Source organism: Pseudarthrobacter sp. J47 (assembly GCF_049810315.1).
GTDB lineage: Bacteria > Actinomycetota > Actinomycetes > Actinomycetales > Micrococcaceae > Arthrobacter.
In genome coordinates this window covers 950,389-975,506 of record NZ_CP187358.1, presented here as the reverse complement: position 1 = coordinate 975,506, position 25,118 = coordinate 950,389, and the positions used below count along the sequence as shown (strand labels likewise).

At 66.5% G+C, this 25,118-nt stretch carries 19 protein-coding genes; 9 read left to right on the top strand and 10 right to left on the bottom strand.

From position 1 onward, the window contains the following. Window positions 1–84: 84 nt before the first annotated feature. The 3 genes from ACPJW8_RS04430 to ACPJW8_RS04420 all read left to right on the top strand — a co-directional run bounded on the left by ACPJW8_RS04430 (window position 85) and on the right by ACPJW8_RS04420 (window position 6,937). The gene (locus ACPJW8_RS04430; RefSeq protein ID WP_330194272.1) at window positions 85–1,827 is read left to right on the top strand and encodes a RecQ family ATP-dependent DNA helicase; all 1,743 of its coding nucleotides are present in this window, start codon (window positions 85–87) and stop codon (window positions 1,825–1,827) included. Window positions 1,828–1,863: 36 nt separating this feature from the next. Further along, a complete protein-coding gene (locus ACPJW8_RS04425; RefSeq protein WP_330186610.1) occupies window positions 1,864–3,063 on the top strand; it encodes a TerC family protein in 1,200 nt (399 codons plus the stop codon). A 214-nt stretch (window positions 3,064–3,277) separates the two neighbouring features. Continuing rightward, entirely contained in the window at window positions 3,278–6,937 is a 3,660-nt protein-coding gene (locus ACPJW8_RS04420; protein ID WP_330194271.1) for a TM0106 family RecB-like putative nuclease, read from the top strand. Between the two features lie 11 nt (window positions 6,938–6,948). Here the strand turns inward: ACPJW8_RS04420 and ACPJW8_RS04415 are convergent, their stop codons facing one another. The 3 genes from ACPJW8_RS04415 to ACPJW8_RS04405 all read right to left on the bottom strand — a co-directional run bounded on the left by ACPJW8_RS04415 (window position 6,949) and on the right by ACPJW8_RS04405 (window position 9,426). Next, window positions 6,949–7,233, bottom strand: coding sequence for an acylphosphatase (locus tag ACPJW8_RS04415; RefSeq protein WP_330194270.1), 285 nt, complete (start codon window positions 7,231–7,233; stop codon window positions 6,949–6,951). An 11-nt stretch (window positions 7,234–7,244) separates the two neighbouring features. Beyond that, window positions 7,245–8,156: a glycosidase gene (locus ACPJW8_RS04410; RefSeq protein WP_330194269.1), complete on the bottom strand. Its 912-nt coding sequence runs from the start codon at window positions 8,154–8,156 to the stop codon at window positions 7,245–7,247. Window positions 8,157–8,424: 268 nt separating this feature from the next. Next, window positions 8,425–9,426, bottom strand: coding sequence for an adenosine deaminase (locus ACPJW8_RS04405; protein WP_330194268.1), 1,002 nt, complete (start codon window positions 9,424–9,426; stop codon window positions 8,425–8,427). 283 nt (window positions 9,427–9,709) lie between these two features. Here ACPJW8_RS04405 and ACPJW8_RS04400 point away from each other — a divergent pair, with 283 nt between their 5' ends. Further along, entirely contained in the window at window positions 9,710–10,369 is a 660-nt protein-coding gene (locus tag ACPJW8_RS04400; protein WP_330193125.1) for a transglycosylase family protein, read from the top strand. A 110-nt stretch (window positions 10,370–10,479) separates the two neighbouring features. On the opposite strand, the gene ACPJW8_RS04395 is transcribed toward ACPJW8_RS04400, so the two are convergent. Then, entirely contained in the window at window positions 10,480–11,019 is a 540-nt protein-coding gene (locus ACPJW8_RS04395; RefSeq protein WP_425256453.1) for a hypothetical protein, read from the bottom strand. Window positions 11,020–11,241: 222 nt separating this feature from the next. On the opposite strand from ACPJW8_RS04395, the gene ACPJW8_RS04390 reads away from it, so the two are divergent. Then, window positions 11,242–12,150, top strand: coding sequence for an MSMEG_6728 family protein (locus ACPJW8_RS04390; protein ID WP_330194266.1), 909 nt, complete (start codon window positions 11,242–11,244; stop codon window positions 12,148–12,150). 35 nt (window positions 12,151–12,185) lie between these two features. Continuing rightward, window positions 12,186–13,046, top strand: coding sequence for an SDR family oxidoreductase (locus ACPJW8_RS04385; RefSeq protein ID WP_330194265.1), 861 nt, complete (start codon window positions 12,186–12,188; stop codon window positions 13,044–13,046). 62 nt (window positions 13,047–13,108) lie between these two features. Here ACPJW8_RS04385 and ACPJW8_RS04380 read toward each other — a convergent pair whose 3' ends face one another. The 4 genes from ACPJW8_RS04380 to ACPJW8_RS04365 all read right to left on the bottom strand — a co-directional run bounded on the left by ACPJW8_RS04380 (window position 13,109) and on the right by ACPJW8_RS04365 (window position 19,123). Continuing rightward, the gene (locus tag ACPJW8_RS04380; RefSeq protein WP_330194264.1) at window positions 13,109–13,468 is read right to left on the bottom strand and encodes a hypothetical protein; all 360 of its coding nucleotides are present in this window, start codon (window positions 13,466–13,468) and stop codon (window positions 13,109–13,111) included. A gap of 32 nt (window positions 13,469–13,500) precedes the next feature. After that, the gene (locus tag ACPJW8_RS04375) at window positions 13,501–15,981 is read right to left on the bottom strand and encodes a Tex family protein (protein WP_330194263.1); all 2,481 of its coding nucleotides are present in this window, start codon (window positions 15,979–15,981) and stop codon (window positions 13,501–13,503) included. A gap of 58 nt (window positions 15,982–16,039) precedes the next feature. Further along, entirely contained in the window at window positions 16,040–17,110 is a 1,071-nt protein-coding gene (locus tag ACPJW8_RS04370; RefSeq protein WP_330194262.1) for an alkene reductase, read from the bottom strand. A 279-nt stretch (window positions 17,111–17,389) separates the two neighbouring features. Beyond that, window positions 17,390–19,123 carry a hypothetical protein gene (locus ACPJW8_RS04365; RefSeq protein ID WP_330194261.1) on the bottom strand — a complete coding sequence of 578 codons (1,734 nt, stop codon included), beginning with the start codon at window positions 19,121–19,123 and terminating at the stop codon, window positions 17,390–17,392. Between the two features lie 222 nt (window positions 19,124–19,345). On the opposite strand from ACPJW8_RS04365, the gene bioB reads away from it, so the two are divergent. From bioB to ACPJW8_RS04350, 3 genes are all read left to right on the top strand, one after another. After that, the gene (gene bioB / locus ACPJW8_RS04360; RefSeq protein ID WP_330194260.1) at window positions 19,346–20,371 is read left to right on the top strand and encodes a biotin synthase BioB; all 1,026 of its coding nucleotides are present in this window, start codon (window positions 19,346–19,348) and stop codon (window positions 20,369–20,371) included. A gap of 328 nt (window positions 20,372–20,699) precedes the next feature. Next, a complete protein-coding gene (locus ACPJW8_RS04355) occupies window positions 20,700–21,134 on the top strand; it encodes a pyridoxamine 5'-phosphate oxidase family protein (RefSeq protein WP_330193133.1) in 435 nt (144 codons plus the stop codon). Between the two features lie 19 nt (window positions 21,135–21,153). Then, a complete protein-coding gene (locus tag ACPJW8_RS04350) occupies window positions 21,154–21,579 on the top strand; it encodes a very short patch repair endonuclease (RefSeq protein WP_330193134.1) in 426 nt (141 codons plus the stop codon). 22 nt (window positions 21,580–21,601) lie between these two features. Here the strand turns inward: ACPJW8_RS04350 and ACPJW8_RS04345 are convergent, their stop codons facing one another. Together ACPJW8_RS04345 and ACPJW8_RS04340 are read right to left on the bottom strand one after the other, a co-directional pair. Next, a complete protein-coding gene (locus ACPJW8_RS04345; RefSeq protein WP_425256409.1) occupies window positions 21,602–22,834 on the bottom strand; it encodes a 5-methylcytosine restriction system specificity protein McrC in 1,233 nt (410 codons plus the stop codon). 1 nt (window position 22,835) lies between these two features. Beyond that, entirely contained in the window at window positions 22,836–25,061 is a 2,226-nt protein-coding gene (locus tag ACPJW8_RS04340) for an McrB family protein (RefSeq protein WP_330194259.1), read from the bottom strand. Window positions 25,062–25,118: the final 57 nt, after the last annotated feature.

The window sequence follows — 25,118 nt, the reverse complement described above, 5'->3', positions numbered from 1 at the left end:
CGCCACGCTAGGCTGGTCACCCGTTAGGCTGGTCACCACGGCTGAAGCAAGCGGCCGCCGAACGATCCTTGCGGAGCCGCAACGATGCCCCAGAACCACCCTGGACACCAGGAACTTGCCACCCTCGCAGCCGACTCCCTGAACCTCACGGACCTGCGCGACGGCCAACTCGCCGCAATAACCGCCCTGGCAGAGTGCCGTGACGTCCTGGCCGTGATGCCCACCGGCTACGGCAAGTCGGCCATCTACCACGTCGCCGGCCTGTACCTCCACCAACAGGACGCGGACGAACAGCGCCGGCGCCCCGCCGTCGTGGTTTCGCCCCTCATCTCGCTCCAGGAAGACCAGCTGGACGCGTTGACGCAGGCACTGGGCCCGGATGCCGCCGCCGCGATTAATTCCTCCCGGAACGATTCGGACATTGCCGCGGCCTGGGACGCTGTGGAAAGCGGACAGGCGGCGTTCCTGTTCCTGGCGCCGGAGCAGCTGGCCAAGCAGGAAACCGTGGAGCGCCTGGCCGGCCTGGGCGTCGCGCTGTTTGTGGTGGATGAGGCGCATTGCGTGTCCTCGTGGGGCCACGATTTCCGGCCGGATTACCTCACCCTGGGCACGGTCCGCAGGCAGCTGGGAAACCCGCCGGTGGCCGCGCTCACGGCAACGGCGTCGCCTCCCGTGCGGGAGGAGATCGTTGAGCGGCTGGGCATGAAGGACCCGCTGGTACTGGTCCGCGGCTTTGACAGGCCCAACATCCGGCTGGACGTGGCCCGGCACGAAGAGGACAAAGCGAAGGTCCAGGCAGTGGTGCAGCAGGTCACGGAACTGGCAGCGGCGGGCAGGGCCGCAGGGCACGGATCCGGGGGCCAGGCGGGCCTGCTTTACGCCGCCACCCGCAAGGACACGGAGCAGTATGCCGCCGCCCTGGCCGCGAACGGGCTGCGCACCGAGGCCTACCATTCGGGCCGGAAAGCTGCCGACCGCGAGCGCATCCACCAGGACTTTATGGACGGCGCGCTGGATGTGGCCGTGGCAACCACCGCGTTCGGCATGGGCATCGACAAGCCTGACGTGCGGTTTGTGGTGCACGCGGACATTCCGGAGTCGCTGGATGCCTACTACCAGGAGATCGGCAGGTCCGGGCGCGACGGCGGACCAGCCACCGCAGTGCTCCATTACCGGCCGGAGGACCTGGGTCTGCGGAAGTTCTTCGGCACGCACCGGCCGGACGGGGAATCCCTCCTGGCGGTGCTCACGGCGCTCAGGAACGCTACCGGTCCCGTTACCAAAAGCTCGCTGGCCGGAGCCACGGGGTTCCCGGCGCGGCGCATCACCGGGCTGGTCAACCAACTGGTGGAAACCGGAGCGTTGAAGTCCGGCAGGGGCGGCGTGCAGCTCACCGCGAAGGCGGACGTTGACGTAGTGGTGCGTGACGCCGTCGAACATTCCGAAGCCCGGCAGCGCGTGGACCAGTCCCGGATCACCATGATGCGCGGCTACGCGGAGACGGACGGGTGCCGGCGGCAGTTCCTGCTGGGCTACTTTGGCGAGGACCTGCCGAAGCCGTGCTGCAACTGCGATACGTGCGAAGCCGGGACATCTCGTGCCGCAGCGCAGAGCGATCACGACGGCGGCACCTCCGCCCAGGAGCAGGGCACCCCCGACGGGGCTGAGGAGTTTCCGCTGCAGTCAGGCGTGGTCCACAAGGAGTGGGGAGCCGGCATGGTGATGCGCCACGAGGACGACGTGATCACCGTCCTCTTTGAACAGGAGGGCTACAAAACACTTTCCCTGACTGCGGTGCTGGAGCAGCGACTCCTCAAGCCGGCCTAGGTAGGCTGGGAGGAGTCACCGACGAAAGGCCTCAGCATGGAAATTCCCGCTTATGTCTGGACCCTGACAATTGTTGGCATCGTGGGCCTGCTGGCCTTCGATTTCTTCTTCCATGTCCGCAAGGCCCATACGCCGACGCTCAAGGAATCCACTATCTGGTCGGCGATTTACGTGGGCATCGCGCTGCTGTTCGGACTGGGCGTGCTCTGGTTCGGCGGATCCACCATGGGCACGGAGTACTTCGCCGGCTACATCACGGAGAAGGCCCTCTCCGTGGACAACCTGTTCGTTTTCCTGATCATCATGTCCAGCTTCCGGGTGCCGCGGGCGGACCAGCAGAAGGTGCTGCTGTTCGGCATCGTGTTCTCCCTGATCGCGCGAACCGGCTTCATCCTCCTGGGCGCGGCGCTGATCAACAGCTTCGCCTGGGTGTTCTATATCTTCGGGCTCATCCTGCTGATCACCGCCGGCAACCTGCTCAAACCCGATGACCACAGCGACGACGCCGACACCCTGATGGTGCGCCTGGCAAAGAGGTTCCTGCCGGCGTCGAACCACTTCGACGGCGACAAACTCTTCACCGTGGTGGACGGCAAAAAAGTCCTCACCCCCATGCTGCTGGTGATGGTGGCAATCGGCGGTACGGACATCCTGTTCGCGCTGGACTCAATCCCCGCCATCTTCGGCCTGACGCAGAACGTGTTCATCGTCTTCACCGCCACTGCCTTCTCGCTGATGGGCCTGCGCCAGCTGTTCTTCCTGATCGATGGCCTGCTGGACCGGCTCATCTACCTGTCCTACGGCCTGGCCGCGATCCTGGGCTTCATCGGCGTCAAGCTGATCCTGCACGCGCTGCACGAAAACACGCTGCCTTTCGTCAACAACGGCGAGCATGTGGACGTGGTGGAAGTCAGCACCGGAGTGTCCCTGAGCGTGATCCTGGGGGTCCTGGCCGTAACGGTCATCGCCTCCCTGTTCAGCACCAAGGGCAAGGCCAAGAACGCCGTTTCCGCAGCCCGGATGCACGCCATCGACTACCTGGACCTGAACTACGAGACCAACATGGCCGAGCGGGACAAGATCTTCGCCCGGATGTGCCGCGAGGAAGCCCAGATCCGGTCGCTGCCGGAGAAATACAAGCGGCTCATCCGCGACGAAACCGAGTTCATGGACCTGCTCCGGAGGGCGCACGCCGAGCACGACAGGGCCCAGGTGCGGGCGGCTGAAAACGGCTGACCCGGGTTTTCCCTCCCCTTTTCCCTTCCCTTCCCAACTGACTGGCACTTAACGCTCCCAAATCGCGATTTCACGACGTTAGCTGCCAGTCAGATGGGGAACCGCAGTTGGGGAACCGCAGATGAGTTGGCTCGGGCAGATTCGGTGGGCGCGGCCTATTGTCAGGGGTGCTTGCTAGATTCTTTTTAGTAGCCGTACTTGATGGGGAGGCCCCGTGTTCTTGCTCGATCCCGCCGCTCCCGGCGCACCGGCGGACCTGGTGTTTTCCGCCAGTGACCTGGTGGCCGCCGCGGAATGTGAGTACCGCACGCTCCGCATCCTGGACGAGAAACTGGGCCGCACACCCAAGGCCGAATTCCCTGCCGACCCCATGCAGGAACGCGCCGGGCGCCTTGGCGACAAGCACGAAAACACGGTGCTCGAATCCCTCATCGCTCGGTACGGGCGGTGGGACGCATCCCGGCCGGGCGGCGTCTACCTGATCGACCGGGACGTCAACACCCGCGAGTTCCTCCTGGCCAAGCACGCGGAGACCGAACGTGCCCTGCGTTCCGGCGCGGACGTGGTCTTCCAGGCAACCTTTTTCGACGGCGAATTCCTGGGCTACGCGGACTTCCTGGTCAATGAGCACGCCGGTTCCGGGGAGCCGGGCCGGTATGAAGTGTGGGACACCAAGCTGGCCCGGCACGCCAAGGTGGGTGCGCTCCTCCAGCTCGCCGCTTACGGGGACCAGCTGACCGCCATGGGCCTGGACCCCTCGCCCGTGGTCACGCTGGTGCTGGGAACCAGGGTTGGCGATGACTGGCTCCGGAGCCACCATTCCCTGCCGGACCTGCTTCCGGTTTTCCGCGAACGACGCCGGCGCTTCCGTCAGCTGACCAACCTCCACCGGGATTCCGGTGCCGTTGTGCAGTGGCAGCAGCCCGGGCTGGTGCACTGCGGCAGGTGCGACTACTGCGCAGAACAGGTCCAGCTCCACCGGGACCTCCTGATGGTGGCGGGTATGTCCGTGGTCCAGCGCAAGAAGCTGATGGCCAGCGGCGTGGGCACCATCGATGCGTTGGCAGCCCTTCCGGAGGCCGGGGTGACAGGACCTCTCGTGAAGCTCCGGGACCAGGCCCGGATGCAGCTGGGACTGGACCAGCCGCACGGCTCGCGGACGTTCACCAAGGACGGCGAGGAACACCACGTTGCGTTCAAGGTGCTGGAAACCAACACGCTGGGGCACATCCCGCCGCCCAGCCCCGGGGACATCTTCTTCGACTTCGAAGGCGATCCCCTCTGGCAGGATCCAGCCACCGGCAAGTGGGGCATCGAGTACCTGTTCGGGGTGATCGAGGCGCCTGCAGGCGATGCCGGCGGGAACGGTGCTGGCGAAAGTGCTGCTCCCCTGGTTTTCAAGCCGTTCTGGGCGCATTCGCTGTCCGGTGAGCGGCAGGCGTTCCTGGACTTCCTGGCCTACGTGGAAGAGCGCCGGGCCCGCTACCCGGACATGCATGTGTACCACTACGCCGCCTATGAGAAATCGGCGCTGCGTAAGCTCTCCCTTGCCCATTTGGCAGGCGAGGAAACCGTGGACCAGTGGCTCCGCGAGGGCCTGCTGGTGGATCTCTACGCGGTGGTCCGGCAGTCGCTGCGCATCTCGGAGGCCTCGTACTCCATCAAGAAACTCGAGCCGCTGTACATGGGCGATCACCTGCGTTCCGGGGACGTCAAGGACGCCGGGGCTTCCGTGGTGGCCTACGCCGCCTACTGCGCAGCCCGCGATTCCGGGGAGGCAGAGGAAGCCCAGCGGATCCTCGACTCCATCTCCGACTACAACCAGTACGACTGCCTCTCCACCCTCCGGCTGCGCGACTGGCTGCTGGAGCTGCGGAAGGATCACGACGCCGGCACCCAGGCCGCGATCCCCGCGGAACCGCCCGTGGTGGTGTCCAAACCCGAGGCCGTGCTGCAGCCGGATCCGGACGCCACCCCGGAGGAAACCCGGCTCCGGAAGTACCTGGCAGGCCTCCCGGACAACCGCCCGTGGAACGACGACGAGCTCGCCATTGCCATGGTGGCCGCCGCCGTCGGGTATCACCGGCGCGAACGCAAGCAGTTCTGGTGGGAACACTTTGACCGGACCAGCACCGAGCTGGACCGCTGGGCCGAGCAGCGCAACGTCTTTGTGGTGGATTCGGCAGAGGTGGCAGAGGACTGGTACCTTGCCAAGCCGCGCGAACGCATGAGGACGCGCACGCTTCGGCTGCTGGGCAGCATGACGGAGGGCTCGGATTTCAGGGCCGGATCCACCTGGTGCCGGCTGTACGATCCGCCCGGCCCGGCAGGAATGGCCGCTTCCGAGCACGATCCCCTGGCCCGGTCCTACAACTTCAAGACCAGGATCACGGCCATGGAGGCATCCGGGGAGCAGGCCGGCAAATGGCACGTCACCATCGAGGAACGGGAAAGCGGCAAGGTGCCCGCCTACCCGCACACCCCCATGGCCCTGACCGAGGACGATCCCATTGCCACCGCCAGCATGGAAGCGGCGCTGAAGGAACTGGCCCAGCTGGTGGGGTCCACGGTGCCCTCCTTGCCGGAACATCCCGGCGTCGACATCCTGCGCAAGGTGCCTCCGCGGTTCCGCACCCTGCCCGGCCCGGTCCCCGTGCCAACCACCGGCGGCAGCCCCGACTACGCATCCGCCATCATCGACTCACTGCAGGACCTCAACCATTCCTACCTGGCTGTCCAGGGTCCGCCAGGCACGGGAAAGACGTTCGTGGGTGCGCATGTAATCGGCCGGCTGGTGGCGCAGGGCTGGAAAATCGGCGTGGTGGGGCAGTCCCACAATGTGGTGGAAAACCTGATGTGCCGCGCCATTGATACCGGCGGCGTGGATCCGGACCGCGTTGCCAAGCGGCCCGGGCTGGGACACACGGTGCCATGGCAGAAAGCCACTGATGACGACGTCGCCGCCCTCCTTGATTCCGCAGGGACTGGCTCCGCAGGCGGCGCCCTGGTGGGCGGAACGGCGTGGACCCTCACGGGCAGGCACGTCCCGGCTGGTTCCCTGGACCTGCTGGTGATCGACGAAGCGGGGCAGTTCTCGCTGGCCAACACGCTGGCCGTATCCCGGGCGGCTAAACGGCTGCTGCTCCTGGGCGATCCGCAGCAGCTGCCGCAGGTCTCGCAAGGATCGCATCCGGAGCCCGTGGACGAGTCCGCACTGGGCTGGCTGGCCGCCGGGCATGCCACACTGCCAGCTGAAAAAGGCTACTTCCTGGCGGACAGCTGGCGCATGCACCCCGAACTCTGCAAGGCGGTGTCGGTCCTCAGCTATGAAGGGCGGCTGCGCTCAGCACCCGCCGCCTCCCTGCGCAGCCTCGATGAGCTGCCGCCCGGCGTCGAAACCGTTTTTGTCCAGCACACCGGCAACACCACGCACTCCCCCGAGGAAGCTGCTGAGGTGGTCCGGCAGGCGCAGCGGCACCTGGGCCTGAAATGGAACCCCGGCCATGAGGCGCCGCATCCGCTGGCCCAGGAGGACGTCCTGGTGGTGGCCGCCTACAACGCCCAGGTCCAGCTGATCCGCCGCGAGCTGGACAACGCCGGGCTGACGGAAGTCCGCGTGGGAACAGTGGATAAATTCCAGGGCCAGGAAGCCCCGGTGGTGCTGGTTTCCATGGCCTGCTCCGCCGTGGCCGAGGCACCCCGCGGGGCCGCGTTCCTGCTGAACCGGAACAGGATCAACGTGGCGGTCTCCCGCGGGCAATGGCGGGCCGTGATTATCCGCTCGCCCGAACTCACCAACTACATGCCGCGCCGGCCTGAGGCCCTGGAAGAACTCGGAGCCTTCCTGGGCCTCAGCCCCAACGCTGCCAGATAGCCCGGCACAGTTCAGCGGGCACCGAATCCCCGGAAGCCGCCCTGCGCCGAGGAAAGGGTCTCCTCGACGCGTTCCACCCGCCCGGGAGCATCGGCGGAGCGCAGCCAGGCCAACAGCTCCTGGACCTGGTCTTCGGGCCCTTCGGCGGTGACGGTCACCGAGCCGTCGTCGAGGTTTTCGGCCAGCCCGGTCAGGCCCAGCTGTTCAGCCGTGCGCGCCGTCCAGTATCGGAACCCGACGCCCTGCACCATGCCAAAAACACGTGCCGTCAGGCGTACGCTGCCGTCCGATTCCATGGGCCCGCCTCTTAGCTGTTGATGGTGATGTCCCGCGTGCGGTGGTCGTAGCGGATGGTCAACGGGCCGCCTGCGTGGTGGACCTCGTGGTTGGCGCCGTCGAAGATGCCGAATGCGCCGTAGTTTTCGTCCCAGGACCGGTTGAGCGCGATCTTGAACGTGTAGAAGCCGGCCGGCAGTTCCGCTGTTTTCTTCCAGAGCTGGTCCAGGGCATCGAAGCTCAGCTGGGCCTCGTCATACTGCGGCGCCCAGTCCTCAGCGGCTCCCAGCAGGGTGTTGAAATCTCCGGCCACTGCAACAGCCTCAGGCTGCGGGAAGCTTTCGACGCCGGAGGCCGGGGCGGCGTCCTGCTGTTCAGTTGCTGCCACTGACTCAGCAGCAGTGCCGTTGGCCGGAGCTTCCGCGGGCGCCTCTTCGGCGGACTTGGCTTTGCGGGAACGAACGGCCTTGACCACGGGCTTCACGGCGTCCTCGATCAGCTGCGCAGCCTTCTGGCCCGCGCTGGCCCTCTTCGCGGGAGCCTTGGCGGCAGATTTCTCAGCAACCGCGCCTGCCGGGGCCGACGGAATGGGGGTGTCGGCCGGAACCGGAGTGCCGCCGTCGAGCGCTTCCTTGAACGAATCTGCATCCGGGAAGGCGACCGTGGCGCGCATGCCGTCGTCAGTGATGGTCCAGCCGGAACGGCCCTTGACCAGCCAGCCGGCCTTCACCAGCTTGGCGGTGGCTGCCGTGAGCGCCTTGTGCCCGCGGGGAATCCCGCCGCTCAGCAGCTCCGCCTCATGGGTGCTGAACGGGACGCGGGCGGTAGCCTCAGCCAGCACCTGGCCGGCGTTCAGCGCCTTGCCTGACCACACGCTTTCGGTCAGGACGTCCAGGACGGACTTCAGGCGGAGACTGGATTTTTCTACGGTGACCTTGGCCATTATTCCCCTTGAATCATGCGGACGGACTCTAAGCATCTTGCCTGCAGCCCGTTAACTCGTGCGACGCGTATTGGTTAACTTTGTGTGTCATGAACGTCGAACTGCCGACGTCGGGACGCTCCGAACGGGGGTGTGCGGACAGGGGGCCATTTGCTTGACCCGTGCGTAGCCGCCGTAAGTATGCCGACACGCGCATATTCAAGATTTTACCCAACCGGTGCCGCGGGCGGCCGAAACGGAAGGTTTGTGACAGATCCCCTATCCGGGCCTACGCGTTGAGCTCCGCCAGCAGCTCGGCCTTGCGCTCCTCGGAGGCAAAAGACGAGTGGATAGAGTTGGCTGCCAGCCGGGCCTTGTCGAACGCGGACAGTCCCAGGACGGCGTCCAGCTGGGCGAAATTGTCGTCCACGTAGCCGCCAAAGTACGCGGGGTCATCGGAGTTCACGGAAACGTTCAGGCCGGCCGCAAGCATGGCAGGCAGCGGGTGGTCCGCCAGGGTGTCCACGGTCCGCAACCGCACGTTGGACAGCGGGCACACGGTCAAGGGGATCCGATCCGCCACCAGCCGCTCCACCAACTCGTCATCCTCCATGCAGCGGATGCCGTGGTCTATCCGCTCCACGCCCAGCAGGTCCAGCGCCTCCACCACGTACGAGGACGGCCCCTCCTCACCGGCGTGGGCGGTCAGCCGGAGCCCCGCCTGGCGCGCGCGGTCATAGAGACGGACAAATTTCGACGGCGGATTGCCCACCTCGGCGGAATCCAGGCCGATTGCGCCGATGGGCGCGTTCATGGCCAGCAACGCCTCCAGCACCTCAAGGGCCGAGTCCTCAGGGAGGTCCCGGAGGAATGCCGCGATCAGCAGGGTGGACATGCCGAATTCCTCCTGGGAGCCGGCCAGCACGGAAGCGACGCCGTTCACGCAGGTTTCCAGCGGAATGCCGCGGGAGAGGTGGGCCTGCGGGTCCATCATGATTTCAGCGTGCCTGACCCCGGCAGCGGCGGCGCGGGTGAGGTAGGCGCGGGTCATGTCCGCGAAGTCCTGCTCGGTCTGCAGGACTGACATGTTGGCGTAGTACAGGTCCAGGAACGACTGCAGATCCGTGAATTCGTACCGCTCGCGCAGCTCGTCGAGGTCCGCGTAGGGCAGTTCAATGCCGTTGCGCTCTGCCAGCGCGAAGATCAGCTCCGGCTCCAGGGTTCCCTCGATGTGCAGGTGCAGTTCGGCAACAGGGAGGTTTGGCGAACTCGGGTCCGTATTCATTTCCATCCACTAAGCCTATGCACTGAGGGGCAAGCCTGTGCACGTAGTGGCGAGCCCAATTCCCAGCAACCTCTCAGGAATTATCTCGATTTGATAACGGCCATGACATGACCTAGCGTGAAGGAATGCCCGTACTGCGGGTTCCATGAATGCCCGGTGCTGCCTCCACCGCAACTGCCCGCCGGCAGCCACCGCACAATGACCTCGATTTCGTCAGAGGCTGGGCAGTTGCGCGAAAACGCCCGGGGACGGGCCGAGCGCCGGTGGCCTTCAGGAGCATCACAACATCATGAAAAACACCTCATTCCGTACTGCCGCGCGCCGTGGACTCACCGTGGCCGCTATTTCAGCCGCCGGCCTTGGCCTTTCCGCCACTGCAGCCAACGCCGCTGACGGAGCCACCTGGGACGCCCTTGCCCAGTGCGAGAGCGGCGGCAACTGGTCCATCAACACCGGAAACGGCTACTACGGTGGCCTGCAGTTCAGCGCCAGCACCTGGTCCGCATACGGCGGAACGGGCAGCGCTTCGGACGCCAGCCGCGAACAGCAGATTGCCGTTGCCGAGAACGTCCTGGCCGGCCAGGGCTGGGGCGCATGGCCCTCCTGCTCCGCATCGCTTGGCCTCAGCGGCGGCGCGACCGGCGTGACGCAGTCCGCACCGGTCCAGCAGGCTCCGGTCCAGGCAGCCCCGGCCCCCGTTCAGGCCCAGGCTGCTCCCGTGCAGGCGGCACCGGCACAGGTTCCGGCCGCTGAGCCCGCGGCCCGCCACGTGGCCGAAGTTGCCCTCAGCGGAGAGACCTACACGCTTGAAGCCGGCGACACCCTGAGCATCGTTGCCGAGAAGCTGGGCATCGAAGGCGGCTGGCAGCTGCTGGCCGACGCCAACGCAGACACCATCGCGGACCCCGATCTGGTGTTCGAGGGACAGGTCCTGCAGCTCCCGGCCTAATCCCGCCGCCCTTCCCCAACTGACTCGCACTTAACGCTCCCAAAATCGATTTTGGCGACGTTAAGTGCGAGTCAGTTGAGGTTAACAGGGGCCGTATGCGGCGAGGGGGCTTATGCGGCGACCGGGCGCAGCGTGGGGAGTTCGCGGATGATGCGGACCTTCCAGGCGGCCTCGTCCGAGGTGTCCAGGAGCGCTACCGTGCCGTGGGCCAGGTTCAGGGCCACGCGCTTGACGGCCAGCAGCTCCAGGTAGAGGTGCTCGTTCATCCGGGCGGGGGTATCGATGACGTATTTCACAGCGTCCCGGACCTGCCGGTAGTTGCTGCTGCTTTCCCGGTGCAGGTGGAGTTGCAGCTGGCTCCGCTGGCGCAGCCGTGGTTCGTGCCGGTTGAGCAGGGACACCGCGGTGTGGACGCCCACCACCAGCGCCAGGGACACGGCGTAGATCCACCAGCCGCTGGAAAGCAGGAAAAGCGGCAGGTTCGCGATGGCAACGATGGCAATGACGATCCGCAGCGCAATAATCCGGCGCATCGTCAGTGCTACTGCGGCCAGCCCGGCCCTGAAGCCATGCTGTTCCTTACGGGCGGCGGCAGGGTCCAGGACAAATTCGTCCAGGACCAGGATTCCGTTGGCTTCCGGCGGCAGCATTTGGCCGTAGCGGGGCAGCTTGGCGACGGCAGGGCTCACTGCCGGCGTCAATGAGGTGGGATTGGTTGACATGGCGGGCTCCGAAAACTGGGGAAACGCTGAACGGGAGGGGGTGCGTTGCCGGACATCCTAGTGGCTCCTCCACCGGCCCGTATGCATGGGTCCAGTATGTGAACATCTGCAGGAATTGGCGCACAGCCCAACACCCTTCAGACTGAAAGGATGCAGACTTTCCTCCCTTACCCCGATTTCCGGCAGAGTGCCGCCACCCTGGACACTGCCCGGCTGGGTAAACAGCGTGTTGAGGCGCTGCAGATCCTGCGCGCCCTGGTGATTCCCGAGTACGGCTGGCAAACCCACCCCGCCGTCCGGATGTGGATGGGCCACGTCCCCGCGCTGACGCTGTATGGCCTGGCCATGGTGGATGAGTGGGAGCACCGTGGCCACCCGGACAACACCCGGCAGAGCATCACAGAGTTCGCTCCGCAGGCGGCCCACCCGGACTACGCCGCCAAGATCCCTATGCCGTACTGGCTGGGCGATCCCGATTTCCACCTCAGCCACCGCTCCCGGCTGCTGCGCAAGGACCCGAAGTTCTATGGCGCCGCGTTCAGCGACGTCACGGCAGACCTGGACTACATCTGGCCTGAGCCGAAGCACGAGTTCGTTCCGGAGGACCCGCAGGGCGACATCCTGTGGATCCTGCGCTCCCCGCACCCGGAGGTGAATCCGGAAACCCTCACCACCGTGGCGCTCCCCCGCGTCCGGAGCAAGGCCGTTGCGCAGGCCGTGGAGCCGGATGGCTACAGCCCCGTCTACATCGAGGAATCCTCCCGCCGCCCCACGCAGCAGCTGCGCAAGATGCCCCGCATGCAGGAGAAGAAGCCCACCCGGAAGCGCCAGGCCCAGGAGGAAGCCTTCCGCACCCTGCCTGGGAACACGGACATCGCAGTGGAGTTCGACGGCGGCGCCCGGTTTGCGCTGGGCAAGGTCCACGGCCGGCCCATCACCTTGGAAGATGGCCGTTTTGGGCGGAACTTCACGGTCTCCAGCGTCATCGAACGTGACGCCTTCGACTACCCGGCCATCCTCCAGGACCCCCGCGTCTTCTTCCCGGTCACGGCCCCGTAGGCACCCACACGTAGGCACCCAGGAACGAGGCAAACATGACGGTTCTGATTGCCGGTTGCGGCGACCTTGGCACCGAGGCCGGGCTGCGTTTCGCCGCGGCCGGCCAGCAGGTGCTGGGGTGGCGCCGCTCCCCCGCAAAACTGCCGGCGGCAATCGACGGCGCCGCGGCTGACCTTTCCAGCGCGGACCTGCCGCCCCTCCCTGCGGCGACCTCCGCCGTCGTGATCTCCATCGCCGCCGATTCACCAACGGAAGCGGCGTACCGCGCCGCCTACGTGGACGGCGTCCGCAACGTCCTGAACGCACTGGACCGCGACGGCGTAGTGCCCCGCCGCGTCCTGTTCGTCTCCTCCACAGCCGCGTATGGCGATGCGGGCGGGGACTGGATTGATGAAGGCACGACGCCGGAACCTGGCGGATTCTCCGGCCGTATCCTTCTGGAGGCCGAGGCATTGCTGCAGGACTGGGCCGCGGGCAAGGCCACCGAGGGTGTTTCGCTGCGGCTCGGCGGAATCTACGGCCCCGGACGCACCCGGCTGATCGACCAGGTGCGTTCCGGCAGCGCCGTCATCCCGGAGGGACCCCGGTTCACCAACCGGATCCACCGAGACGACGCCGCGGCCGCGATAGTCCGCCTGTGCAGCATGGACCAGCCGGCGGCGCCCGTTTATATCGGCGTGGACGACGAACCTGCCGAACTGGGCGACGTCCTGCGGTTCCTGGCTGGTGAGCTGGGACTGGACGCCCCACCGTCGGGCCCCGGGCCTGACGCGCGCGGCGGCAACAAGCGGTGCAGCAACGCGCTGCTGCGGGCCACCGGTGTCCAGTTCGTGTTCCCCAGCTTCCGCGAGGGCTACCGCAGCATCCTGGCTGGCGAAGGCACGCGGCACCCGTAAGCTGCCGGCAGCCAGCGGGTTTCACCCTGTTTCACGCGACACTACCCCCGGCCTCGCCCCGGTCAGTCTTCGGGGAGGCGGGCCGGCTCGCCGCTGGATCCTTCGACGTCGGTCCAGCCCTCGCCCTCGTTGTACGTGGCCAGCAACTTGCCCACGCCCGCGTTCAGTGAGGCTGACGGATCGTCGTAGAGTTCGCCCGTGGCGGCCCGGCTGTGCAGCAGCAACTGCTCCGCCTCGATCTTCGCCTCGGCCGTGGTGGCTCCCACAATGGCGGTGCGCGCCGGAAGTTCCGTGGCGTGGATGACCTCAGCGCCGGTCTCCGTCAGGGGGATGGTCTCGCCGGTATTGATCTCGTCGTGCGGGATCTCAAACTCGGCGTTATCTGCGGATGCGGGAACTGTGTACTCGAGAAAATACGTCATTCCCCCACCATCGCAGAAAAGAAGCCTGCTGACTATCTGGCCAGGCCGGCCCTGCGCAGCGCCTCCGCCATGGCGGTGTTGGCGTTGCTGCCGTTGTTGCCCGTCGGTGCCTTCGGAGCCCCGCTTCGCTGGGCTTGGGGCTTGCCGCTGCCCGGCTTGCCCTGGCCCTGCGCCGACCTGCCCTGACCGCCCTGGGCCGGCTTCCCGCCGCCGCCCGGCCTAGCCTGACCGCCCTGGCCCTGCCTCCCCTGCCCGCCGCCCGCAGACTTGCCCTGCGCACCCGCCCCGGGTTCGTCGTCGAGCCTCAGGGTGAGCGAAATACGCTTCCGCTCGGGGTCAGCCTCAAGCACCTTGACCCGCACCACCTGGCCGGATTTCACCACTTCACGGGGATCTGACACAAAGCGGTTGGCCAGCGCGGAGACGTGAACCAGGCCGTCCTGGTGCACGCCAACATCCACGAACGCCCCAAACGCAGCGACGTTGGTGACGGTTCCTTCCAGCACCATGCCGGGCCGGAGGTCCGAGATCTTCTCGATGCCCTCGGCAAAGCTGGCCGCAGCGAACGCGGGCCGCGGGTCCCGGCCGGGCTTCTCCAGCTCCGCCATGATGTCCCGCACCGTGGGCACGCCGAAGGTGCCATCAACGAACTGCTGGGGGTCCAACGACGTCGGCGCCACCCCACGGGACGCGCTGAGGATCTTCCGGGCTACTCCATACGCTTCCGGGTGCACGCTGGATGCGTCCAGGGCCTCGGGGCCGCCGGTAATGCGCAGGAAGCCGGCACACTGCTCGAAGGCCTTGGCGCCAAGCCGGGGCACCTTCTTCAGCTCGCTGCGCTTGGCGAAGGGCCCGTGCTCGTTCCGGTATGCCACGATGTTTTCGCTGAGCAACGGCCCGACGCCGGCCACCCGGCTCAGCAGCGCCGGCGACGCCGTGTTGACGTCCACACCCACCGCATTCACACAGTCCTCCACCACGGCATCCAGCGAACGGTCCAGCTTCGCGGCGGTGACGTCGTGCTGGTACTGCCCCACGCCGATGGATTTGGGATCGATTTTCACCAGTTCGGCCAGCGGATCCTGCAGGCGACGGGCAATGGACACCGCGCCGCGCAGGGATACGTCCATGCCGGGCAGCTCGGCCGCGGCAAGGGCCGACGCGGAATAGACGGACGCGCCGGCCTCGGAGACCACCAGCTTCTGCGGCTTGGAGTCCCCCGAAGAACCGGAAGCACCCGCAGCACCCAGCCGCTTCAGCAGCTCCGCCGCCAGTTTGTCCGTCTCCCGGGATGCTGTGCCGTTGCCGATCGCCACCAGCTCAACCCGATGCGCGCGTGCCAGCCGCTCCAGCGTGGCCAGGGCCTCGTCCCACTTCCGGGCCGGCGCGTGCGGGTAAATGGTGTCCGTGGCCAGCACCTTGCCGGTGCCGTCCACCACTGCCACCTTCACGCCGGTCCGCAGGCCAGGGTCCAGGCCCAGGGTGGCGCGGTTTCCTGCGGGTGCGGCCAGCAGGACGTCGCGCAGGTTGGCGGCGAAAACCCTGACGGCTTCATCCTCGGCGGCGGCGAACATCCGGCTCCGGAGGTCCGCGGTGAGGCGGGCCAGCAGGCGCGTCCGCCATGCCACCTGCGCCGTCTGCAGCAGCCACCCGTCGGCAGGACGGCCGCGGTCCGCCACTCCCAGGTGCCGCGCTACAGCGGATTCAAACCGGGCGCGGGCAGCCGCGAAGGCATCGGCGTCGGACGGGTTGGCCTCGGCGAGGTCCAGCTCCAGCACGCCGTCCTTTTCACCCCGCAGTAGCGCCAACACACGGTGCGACGGCATCCCGGACGGCGCCTGGGCAAACTCGAAGTAGTCGGCAAATTTCTGGCCGTCCGCTTCCTTGCCCTTCTTGACCTTGGAAACCAGCCGGCCCTGCGTCCACAACCGCTCCCGCAACGGCTCCGCAAGCACGGGATCCTGCGCCACCCGCTCCACCAGGATGGACCGTGCACCTGCGAGCGCCGCCGCGGCGTCGTCAATCGAATGCCCGGAATTCAGGTACTTGGCGGCCTCGCGCTCCGGGTCCAGATCGGGCCGGCGCAGCAGCGCATCGGCGAGCGGTTCCAGCCCGGCCTCGCGGGCGATCTGGGCCTTGGTGCGCCGCTTCGACTTGAACGGCAGGTAGATGTCTTCCAGGCGGGACTTGGTATCAGCAGCCACGACGGCGGCCTCAAGTTCCGCAGTCAGCTGGCCCTGGGCGGCAATCGCCTCAAGGACCGTACGACGGCGGTCCTCCAGTTCGCGGAGGTACCGGAGCCTTTCGTCGAGCTCACGGAGCTGCGTGTCATCCAGCGTCCCGGTGGCTTCCTTGCGGTACCTGGCGATAAAAGGAACGGTGGAACCGCCGTCGAGCAGTTCCACCGCAGCTTTTACCTGCCACGCCTTCACGCCCAGTTCAGTGGCGATCTGGGCGTAGATTCCGGAATCGGGGTTGGGCGTGGCGGAAGGGCTGTTCGGCTGTTGAGTCACCAGAACATTTTGCCCTACTTCAGGTGAGGGGCCGGTTCAGGGCCGGCCCGTCATTGGCTCAGTTGGCGAAGAACGGGTAATCCGTGTAGCCGGCCGCGCCTGCGCCGTAGAACGTGGTGGGGTCTGCCTCGTTCAGCGGCAGCCCTTCCTTCCAGCGGCGTGCCAGGTCCGGGTTGGCGATGGCGGGCCGGCCCACCACCACGGCATCTGCGTGGCCGTCCGTCACCAGGGCCAGGGCTTCGTCGCGGGAGGTGACCACGCTGAAGCCGGAGTTGACCAGGAACGTGCCGTTGAAGCGGCTGCGCAGGTCCTGGACCAGGGCACCGGTGGGCTCGGCGTGCAGGACGCTGAGGTAGGCCAGGTTCAGCGGGGCAATGCTGTCCACCAGGACCTCGTACGTGGCGCGGACCTCTGCGGCGTTCTCCTCGGAGATGCCCTGGATGCTGTTCTCCGGCGAGATCCGGATGCCCACGCGGCTGGCGCCGATGGCCGCCACTACGGCGTTGACCGTCTCGATCACAAAGCGGGCCCGGTTTTCCGGTGATCCGCCGTAGCTGTCCGTGCGGACGTTGCTGTTGGGGGCCAGGAATTCGTGCAGCAGGTACCCGTTGGCGGAGTGCAGCTCAACGCCGTCGAACCCCGCATCAATCGCGTTCCTGGATGCGGTGACGAACTCCTGCATCACCACGGAGAGCTCGTCATTGGTCAGCGCGTGCGGCACCGGGTACGCCTGCTTGCCGTTGGGCGTGTGGACCTCGCCCTCAATGGCCACGGCGCTGGGCGCAACAATCTCCCGGCCACCCGTGATGTCCGGGTGGGAAACCCGCCCACCGTGCATGATCTGGGCAAAAATGCGGCCACCCTCGGCGTGCACGGCGTCGGTTACGGTCCTCCAGCCGGCAACCTGTTCCTCGGTGACAATGCCCGGCTGCCCTGCGTAGGACTGGCCGTTATGCGCAGGCCACGTTCCCTCGCTGACAATCAGGCCCAGGGACGCGCGCTGCCGGTAGTGCTCAGCCATCAGCGGGCCAGGCACGCCGTCCTGCCCGGAACGGGTGCGGGTCAGGGGTGCCATCACCAGGCGGTTGGGAAGTTCCAGCTCACCAAGGGTCAACGGGGAAAACAGCATGCGCGGTCCTTTCAAAAGGGAATCAAAGCGAAGTGCTACTGAATCTCCCAACCGCTTAAGGCCCGCGACGTATTCCGGATGGGAGGCGGATCACAACCCCATGGCTCGGTGATCGAGCCTGTCGAGATCCCGCCCCGGTGATCGAGCCTGTCGAGATCCCGCCCCGGTGATCGAGCCTGTCGAGATCCCGCCCCGGTGATCGAGCCTGTCGAGATCCCGGTTTCGACAAGCTCAACCACCGGATTCCCGGGTTTCGACAGGCTCAACCACCGGGGACCCCTACTTCTGCGCCGGCAGCACCAGGGCTCCTGTCTTGTCCGTGGACAGGGCGAGCGAGGAGATGAACTGGGGTTCGCCGTCGGGCCCGTCCTGGCCTGAGCGGAGCATGTCCGGGCGTTCGAACTCGATGCCGGTCACGTGGCAGAGCAGCTTGGCGTCGCTGGGGTTGCCGTCGGCGTCGAACATGGGCAGGTCGATCCCGTCATCGGTGCGGCGCAGGTAGTAGCGGCCCTTGGTGAGGACGGCCAGCAACGGGGTGAGCACCAGCGCCAGGCCCACGGCGAAGATGGGCGAGTACGGCTGGACGGCGGCACCGAACGCCCCGAAGAACACAGCGATGGAGACACCTGCGGAAACCAGCATGGACACAAAGCCCACGGGGTTCACGGCGTACAGCATGCCGCGGCGGAACTCCGGCACCTTGGGAGAGATTTTCAGGAGGTACTTGTTGATGGCGATGTCCGCGGCCACGGTGACCACCCAGGCCATGGCGCAGTTGGCGTAGAAGCCCAGAATGGTGTTGAGGAAGTCGAACATGTTGGCTTCCATCAGCACCAGGGCGATTGCCAGGTTGATCACCACGAACACCATGCGGCCCGGGTACGTCTTGGTGATGCGGGTGAAGCTGTTGGTCCAGGCCAGGGAGCCGGAGTAGGCGTTGGTGACGTTGATCTTGATCTGCGAGATGACCACCAGGATCACGGCCAGGGTCATGGCCAGCCAGGCCGGCATCATCTCCTGGTACACGCCCAGGAACTGGTGGACGGGTTCGTTGGCGTGCACGGACGCGGCCGGGTCCAGGGTGGCGATCAGGTAGATGGCAATAAACAGGCCCACAATCTGCTTGATGGCGCCGAAGATCACCCAGCCCGGCCCGGCCAGGATCACCGCGCGCCACCAGGCACCCTTGTTCTCCGCCGTCTTGGGCGGCATAAAGCGCAGGTAGTCGATCTGTTCGGCAATCTGGGCCATGAGGGACAGGCACACCCCGGCGGCGAGCATTACCGACGCAAGGTTGGGTCCGCCGTCGCCCGATTCTCCGGTGTAGGCGAAGAAACTGTCGATGCTTTCCGGGTGCGAGATCACCAGATAACCCACGGGCACCACCATCAGGAGCAGCCACAGCGGGGTGGTCCACACCTGCAACGTGGCCAGCGTCTTCATCCCGTAAATGACCAGCGGAATGATGATCACCGTGGACAGCGCATACCCCAGCCACTGCGGGATCCCCAGGCCCAGTTCAAGTCCCTGCGCCATGATGGACCCTTCAAGGGCGAAGAAGATAAAGGTGAACGTTGCGAAGATGACGTTGGTGACCACCGACCCGTAGTAGCCAAAGCCGGAACCACGCGTGATCAGGTCCAGGTCGATGTTGTAGCGGGCCGCGTAATAGGCCAGCGGAAAGCCCGTGGCGAAGATGACCACGGCGGCCACCACAATGCCCAGGATCGCGTTCACGGTTCCATAGGCGATGCCGATGTTCGCGCCGATCGAAAAGTCAGCCAGGTACGCGATGCCGCCCAGCGCGCTGGTCCCCACCACCCCGGCACTCCACTTGCGGTAGGAGCGGGGCGCGAACCGGAGGGTGTAATCCTCCAGGCTCTCCTTCGCGGCGCTGAGTGCATCAGCCGTGCCCGCCGCAGGCGGAGTACCGGGCACTGGGGTACCGGGCACGGCGGCGGCACTCGCCGCCGTCGGATCCAGCAGTTGGGTGTTCCTCGGGTTCTCGGTCATAAGTGGGCCACTTTCCTCGTCCGGATGTGTTCCCGACGCTATCCAGCGAACTTCACCACCAGGTCAACGCGGTGTTTCGCTGCCGTTACTTCCTCCGGGCACCCCACCAAAACCGGCCGCCGGAGCTTGTAGGCACCCTCCAAAATGGGTTGGCGTGGAGCGCATTAGCGTCGAAGTGGGCCCGACGCAGATGCCGGGCAGACGCCACCCAGAGGAGCACTCTTGAGCCACGCAAGCCCGCAGGAAACCACCGGTTACGCCATTCTGGACGCCGCCCGGCAACAAGTGCTGGAAGCTGGCCTGGGCCTCAGCGAGGCGCAGCTCCTGGAGGTCCTGGAACTGCCGGATGACGCCATTCCCGCGGCGCTGGACCTTGCCCACCAGGTCCGCCTGAAGCACTGCGGCGAGGACGTTGAGGTGGAGGGCATCATCTCCATCAAGACCGGCGGCTGCCCCGAGGACTGCCACTTCTGCAGCCAATCCGGGCTGTTCGACTCCCCCGTCCGCGGCGTCTGGCTGGACATCCCGGAGCTGGTGAAGGCCGCCAAGGAAACCGCTGCCACCGGCGCCACCGAATTCTGCATTGTGGCAGCAGTCCGCGGGCCGGACATCAAGCTCATGAACCAGATCAAGTTCGCCATTGACCGCATCAACGAGGAAGTGGAGATCAACATCGCCTGCTCGCTGGGCATGCTGACGCAGCGCCAGGTGGACCAGCTGGCCGGGTGGGGCGTCCACCGCTACAACCACAACCTTGAGACGGCCCGCAGCTACTTCCCCGAGGTGGTCACCACCCACACCTACGAGGAGCGGCTGGAAACCTGCGCCATGGTCAAGGCCGCCGGCATGGAACTGTGCTGCGGCGCGCTGATCGGCATGGGCGAATCGCTGGCTCAACGGGCAGAACTCGCAGCCCAGCTCGCAGCCCTGGAGCCACACGAGGTGCCGCTGAACTTCCTCAACCCGCGCCCCGGAACGCCCCTGGAAGACCAGCCCATCATGGACGGCAAGGACGCGCTGCGTGCCATCGCGGCCTTCCGCCTGGCCATGCCCCGCACAGTGCTCCGGTACGCCGGCGGCCGGGAACTGACCCTGGGCGACCTCGGCACCCGCGACGGCCTGCTCGGCGGAATCAACGCCGTGATCGTGGGCAACTACCTCACCACGCTGGGCCGCCCCGCCACCGCAGACCTGAACCTCCTGGTGGAACTGAACATGCCCATCAGGGAACTCCAGAAGTCGCTGTGAACGAGGCCAGTACCGGGGTTTCGACAGGCTCAACCACCGGGAGTTCCGGTGATCGAGCTTGTCGAGATCCAGACGGGGTTTCGACGGTTTCGACAGTTTCGACAGGCTCAACCACCGGGACCACCAAGTTCTGCGGTCATTGCGGCGGTGAGGGCCCGACGTCGGACTCCCACCTCGCGTGCGCAGGGCACCTTGCGTTGGAACCGCCGCGCTACTGCCCGCAGTGCCGGCGCCGGATGAAGGTGCAGGTGACGCCGCAGGGGTGGGCAGCCGAGTGCTCCCGCCATGGGCGGTTGTCGTTTTCTACAGAACGTAGAAGAATGGAGGCATGACCTTCACACACGCAGATGGAAACCCGGTCCTGGAACTCAACGACGAGCAGTCCTGGCAACTCCTGGACGCCACGCTTCATGGGCGCCTGGTGGTGTCCGTTGCAGGTGAACCTGACATCTTCCCGGTCAATTTCGTCACCAGCAACCGCAAGATCTACCTCCGTACCGCTCCCGGCAACAAGCTGGCGCAGCTGACCATCAATTCCACGGTGCTGCTCGAGGCAGACGGCATCTTCTCTGACGAAGCGTGGTCAGTGGTGGTCAGGGGTACGGCGCGGGTCCTGGAGAACTCCGCAGAGCTCGCCGCGGTGGAGGAACTCGGCCTGAAGTCCTGGGTGCCTACGCTGAAGGATTACTACGTGGAGATTGAGCCAACCTCGGTCAGCGGCCGGCACTTCCTCCTGGGCGAGCAGCCAGAGCGGGATGTGTAGCAGCTCCTAGACTTAACCCATGGCGGACAAGCTGACCCCTGAGCGGCGCAGCTGGAACATGTCCAGGATCAGGGGCAAGAACACCAAGCCGGAGCTCCTGGTCCGCCGGTTCCTGCACGCCAGGGGTTACCGGTACCGGCTGCACGGCCACGCCGGCGGCCTGAAGCTCCCGGGCCGGCCGGACCTGGTGTTCGCCGGACGCCGCAAGGTCATCTTCGTCAATGGCTGCTTCTGGCATTTCCACGATTGCCGGGTGGGCCGGCACGCCCCGCAGGCCAACGCGGAATTTTGGGAAACCAAACGTACCCGCACGCGGAACCGGGACGCCAGCCAGCGCGCCCAGCTTGAGGACGCCGGCTGGCAGGTGCTCACGGTGTGGGAGTGCGAGCTGAAGGAGACTTCGGCGTTGGAGACGCAGCTGGTGAAGTTCCTCGAGGACCGCTAAGCAGGCTGGTCAGCCCAGCTGGTCAGCCCTGCCGCGCCTGCCGCAGCACCTCGCCCCACGACTGTTCGGCCAGGTCCGCAACGGCTGCCAGGATTTCCGACGGCGGCCGGGACAGGTCCAGGGGGAACTCCACAATGTCGATGTCAGTGTTCAGGACGCGCCGCAGCTTGATCTCGCCGGCGCCAGAATACACCAGCCAGGCGGTGGGAACCTGCAGTGCGGTGCAGTAGGCCAGCATCCGGTAATGGTCCCCGGACAAGGACGCCCCCGCATCCGAGCGGGCCGCGTACCGGGCGTCGTACACCACCACGGGCCGGCCACCCAGGTAGTGCACGGCATCCGGGGTGACGCTGAGCCGGTCGGCATCCTCCACTGCCTCGTTCAGCAGGGCGTTGACCCCCAGGCGGGTGTCGCCGGGATATGCGGCCAGTGCGGCGCGCAGGGCGGTTCCCACGAAGTCGCGGAAGACTTCGGCCATGTCCACCACAAAGGACGCCGCCCGCTGGTCACCCTCTCCGGCCTCGGCTGACGCGTTCCGCAGGATCAGGCCCGCCAGCCGCAGCACCGCGTGGTAACGGACATTCCGCCGGTCCGGTGACCACGGCGGCAGCGGAGCTCCGGACGGCAGCCGGGTGACGCCGTCGAGCTTTCCCTTCAGCTGCCGCAACCGGCTCAGCACATCCGGGCGGACACCGGGCACCTGGCCCATCCGTTCCAGGGCGGCGCGCAGGATCCGGTTCTCCGCGATGTCCGCGCTGAACTCGTCATAGGAGACCTCCAGCGGCACCAGCATGCCCGGGCGGCGGGAAATCTGCTCCGAAATCCGGATCCGACCCTTGACCGTCCGCAGCGACTCCTCCACCGTGAGGTAGCCCTGCAGCACGCCGCGGTTCAGCGCACGCTCCGCCAGCTGGGCCAACGACTCCGCCAACGCGCCCCACAGCTCCGGCGCGGCAGCGGCATGGACGTCGTCCTCCCGGAAGCCCGGCTCCCCCGCATAGCTGAGCAGGAACAGCAGCCGCTCCAGCCCCAGCCTGTCCTTGGGGCGAACGTCCAGCTGCAGCTGCGGCGTCCTCACCGAACCCACCTTGCCCCGCGGCTCCACCCGGTAGAGACCCATCCCCATCGGCGAGACCTGGGCCAGGCCGCTGGAGTTGATAAAGGCGGCCGAACCGGCGTCGAGCTTTTCCACAATGCCGCCGGAGAGCTCGTCCAGCACCACGTGCCGGACGCTTTTCGGTGCGCTACCCGCCACGCTACTGCGCTGCAAGGCGTCCCAGCAGCTGCTCCAGGCCGAACCGCTCCTCAAGCTGCGCGCGGGTCAGCTGGCCGTGATAGTGCTCCTCGAGCAACGGCAGGAGCTCGTACTTCCAGATCCGGCGGAGCCCGGGAACCGACTGCGCGGCCGGCTTCATGAAGTAGGACGGGCCGATCATCAGGTCCCTGTCCCACTCGTCGATCGCCGAGTTCAACGCATCCAAAAGCAACGCCGGAGTGGTGTCCAGGCCGCGGGCTTCAAGGAATCGCAGCAGCGAACCCCGCACAGGCTCCGTCTGCGGGTGCAACTCGATGAACGCGAAACGGCGGCGGATGGCAGCGTCCATCATGGCGATGGAGCGGTCCGCGGTGTTCATGGTGCCGATGATGTACAGGTTGTCCGGCAGCGTGAAGGGCTCGTTGGGGCTGTACTGCAGGTAGATCCGGTCATCCCGGTACTCCAGCAGGAAGTACAGCTCGCCGAACACCTTGGCCAGGTTGGCGCGGTTCATCTCATCGATGATCAGGAAGTACGGCTTCTTCTCGTTGCCCGGCTTGGCAGCCTCTTCCGCGAGCCGGCGCAACGGCCCGGCCACGAGCTTGAAGGACACCTGGCCGTCGTCCGTTTTGTCCGGCCGGTAGCCTTCGAAAAAGTCCTCGTAGGCATACGACGGGTGGAACTGCACCAGCTTGACGCGCTCGTCAGTGCTGTCCTGCGCAAGCTCCGCCGCGAGGTGCTTGGCCAGGTAGGTCTTGCCCGTGCCCGGAGGCCCGTAAAGGACAACCTGGCGGTTCTCCTCCAGCAGGTCCGCGATTTCCTGCAGCGGTTCCAGGTCCATGTGCAGCGACTCCGCGAACGTGGGCGTCAGCCGGCCAAAGCCCTCGGGAACCGCCTCGACTTCCACAGCTCCGCCGGACTCGTCAAGTTCCGGTTCGGCTTCCGCGGGCAGCAGCGCCTCAAGCGCCTGCACCACCCGGGTCACGTCCACAACAATCCCCGGGGTGGCCAGCTGCCGCTGCACATGCCGCGGCAGGTCCGCCGTGGGATGGCCGTCGAACCAGCGCACCTTCCGCCGGAGCCTCCGGTCCTCGCCGTCGCCGTCAGGTTCACCAAGCACGACGCCGGGATGTACAGTTCCGGCGTGCTGGTACAGGACCAGATCCCCCGGCTTCATCACGGTCAGGAACGCGAAAACCGCGGTTTTGGTGTCCTCCCGCTCCACGTAGCCCAGGTGCTTGCAGTCCTCGTCCACGGCGTGCTGGACCACCCCCGCGGAAACTCCAGCCTGCAGCGGGCGGAGATGTTCGACGTCGAGAGTCACCTTCTCTCCGCCGCTCCAGGCCTCCAGCAGCGCGGCCTGGTCCCCGTGCGTCCGCAGCAGCCACGCGCGGCGGCCCGGATCGGTGACCTTCCGCCACTGGCTGACCAGCTGGCGCGAATACCAGTCGATCCGCTGCCCGGCCTGCTCGTCCAGGTGCTGGCGGATGCGGTGGATGTCCGCCGTGATGGCTTCCTCGGTGTCCCCCTTGGCGCCGCCCACCAGCGAGGCGAACGCGTCCCGGATCTCGCGGCGCTCCACGTCCGCCACCACGGGTTCAAAGTAGCTCGGCCACACCAGGTATTCGATGCTGCGGCGGATGGCCGGCTGGTCCTCAGGCGTTGCCGCGGCCAGCGCATGGAACTTCAACGGATCCTTCAGCGCCTTGGTAATGACCGACGGTTCCTGCATGTCCACATGGCGCACAAACCGGCACAGCCACTTGAGCTGGTCACGGATGGTCCAGTTGAACTCTGCGGTGCGGTCCCGGATCACGCCATGGTCCGTCAGCCCCTTGTACAGCTGAACGGGCAGCCTGAGCGGCGGCTCCAGCCAGGACGCGGCCTCGGACACGCGCGCCTGCTTCACCTTGAGGGACTTCACCTCATGGGCCAACGGCAGCGACTGCAAATACAGTAGTTCGACGGCGAGCAGCCGGGCCCCGCGCGACGCTTCAGCCAGGGACTCCCGAAGGTTGGTCATCATGGGCGACTTGGCATCGTCCACCCCGCTGTCCAGCCGCTCCAGCAGCTCGGTGGCCGCTTCCGTGGTCCAGGTCAGCGTTTTGCCATCCAGCGCCGAAGGCTTGCCCTGCAGGCCGGCGCCCAACACAAACCAGGCGGCGTCCTCGATCTCCGGGGACACTCCCGGGGCACGGGTGATGGCGGTCTTTGGCGCAGGAGTCATCCGTTAAATTTACAGCGTGTGCCTGGGAGTCCGCTGCACGGCTGCTGGCGGCGACCG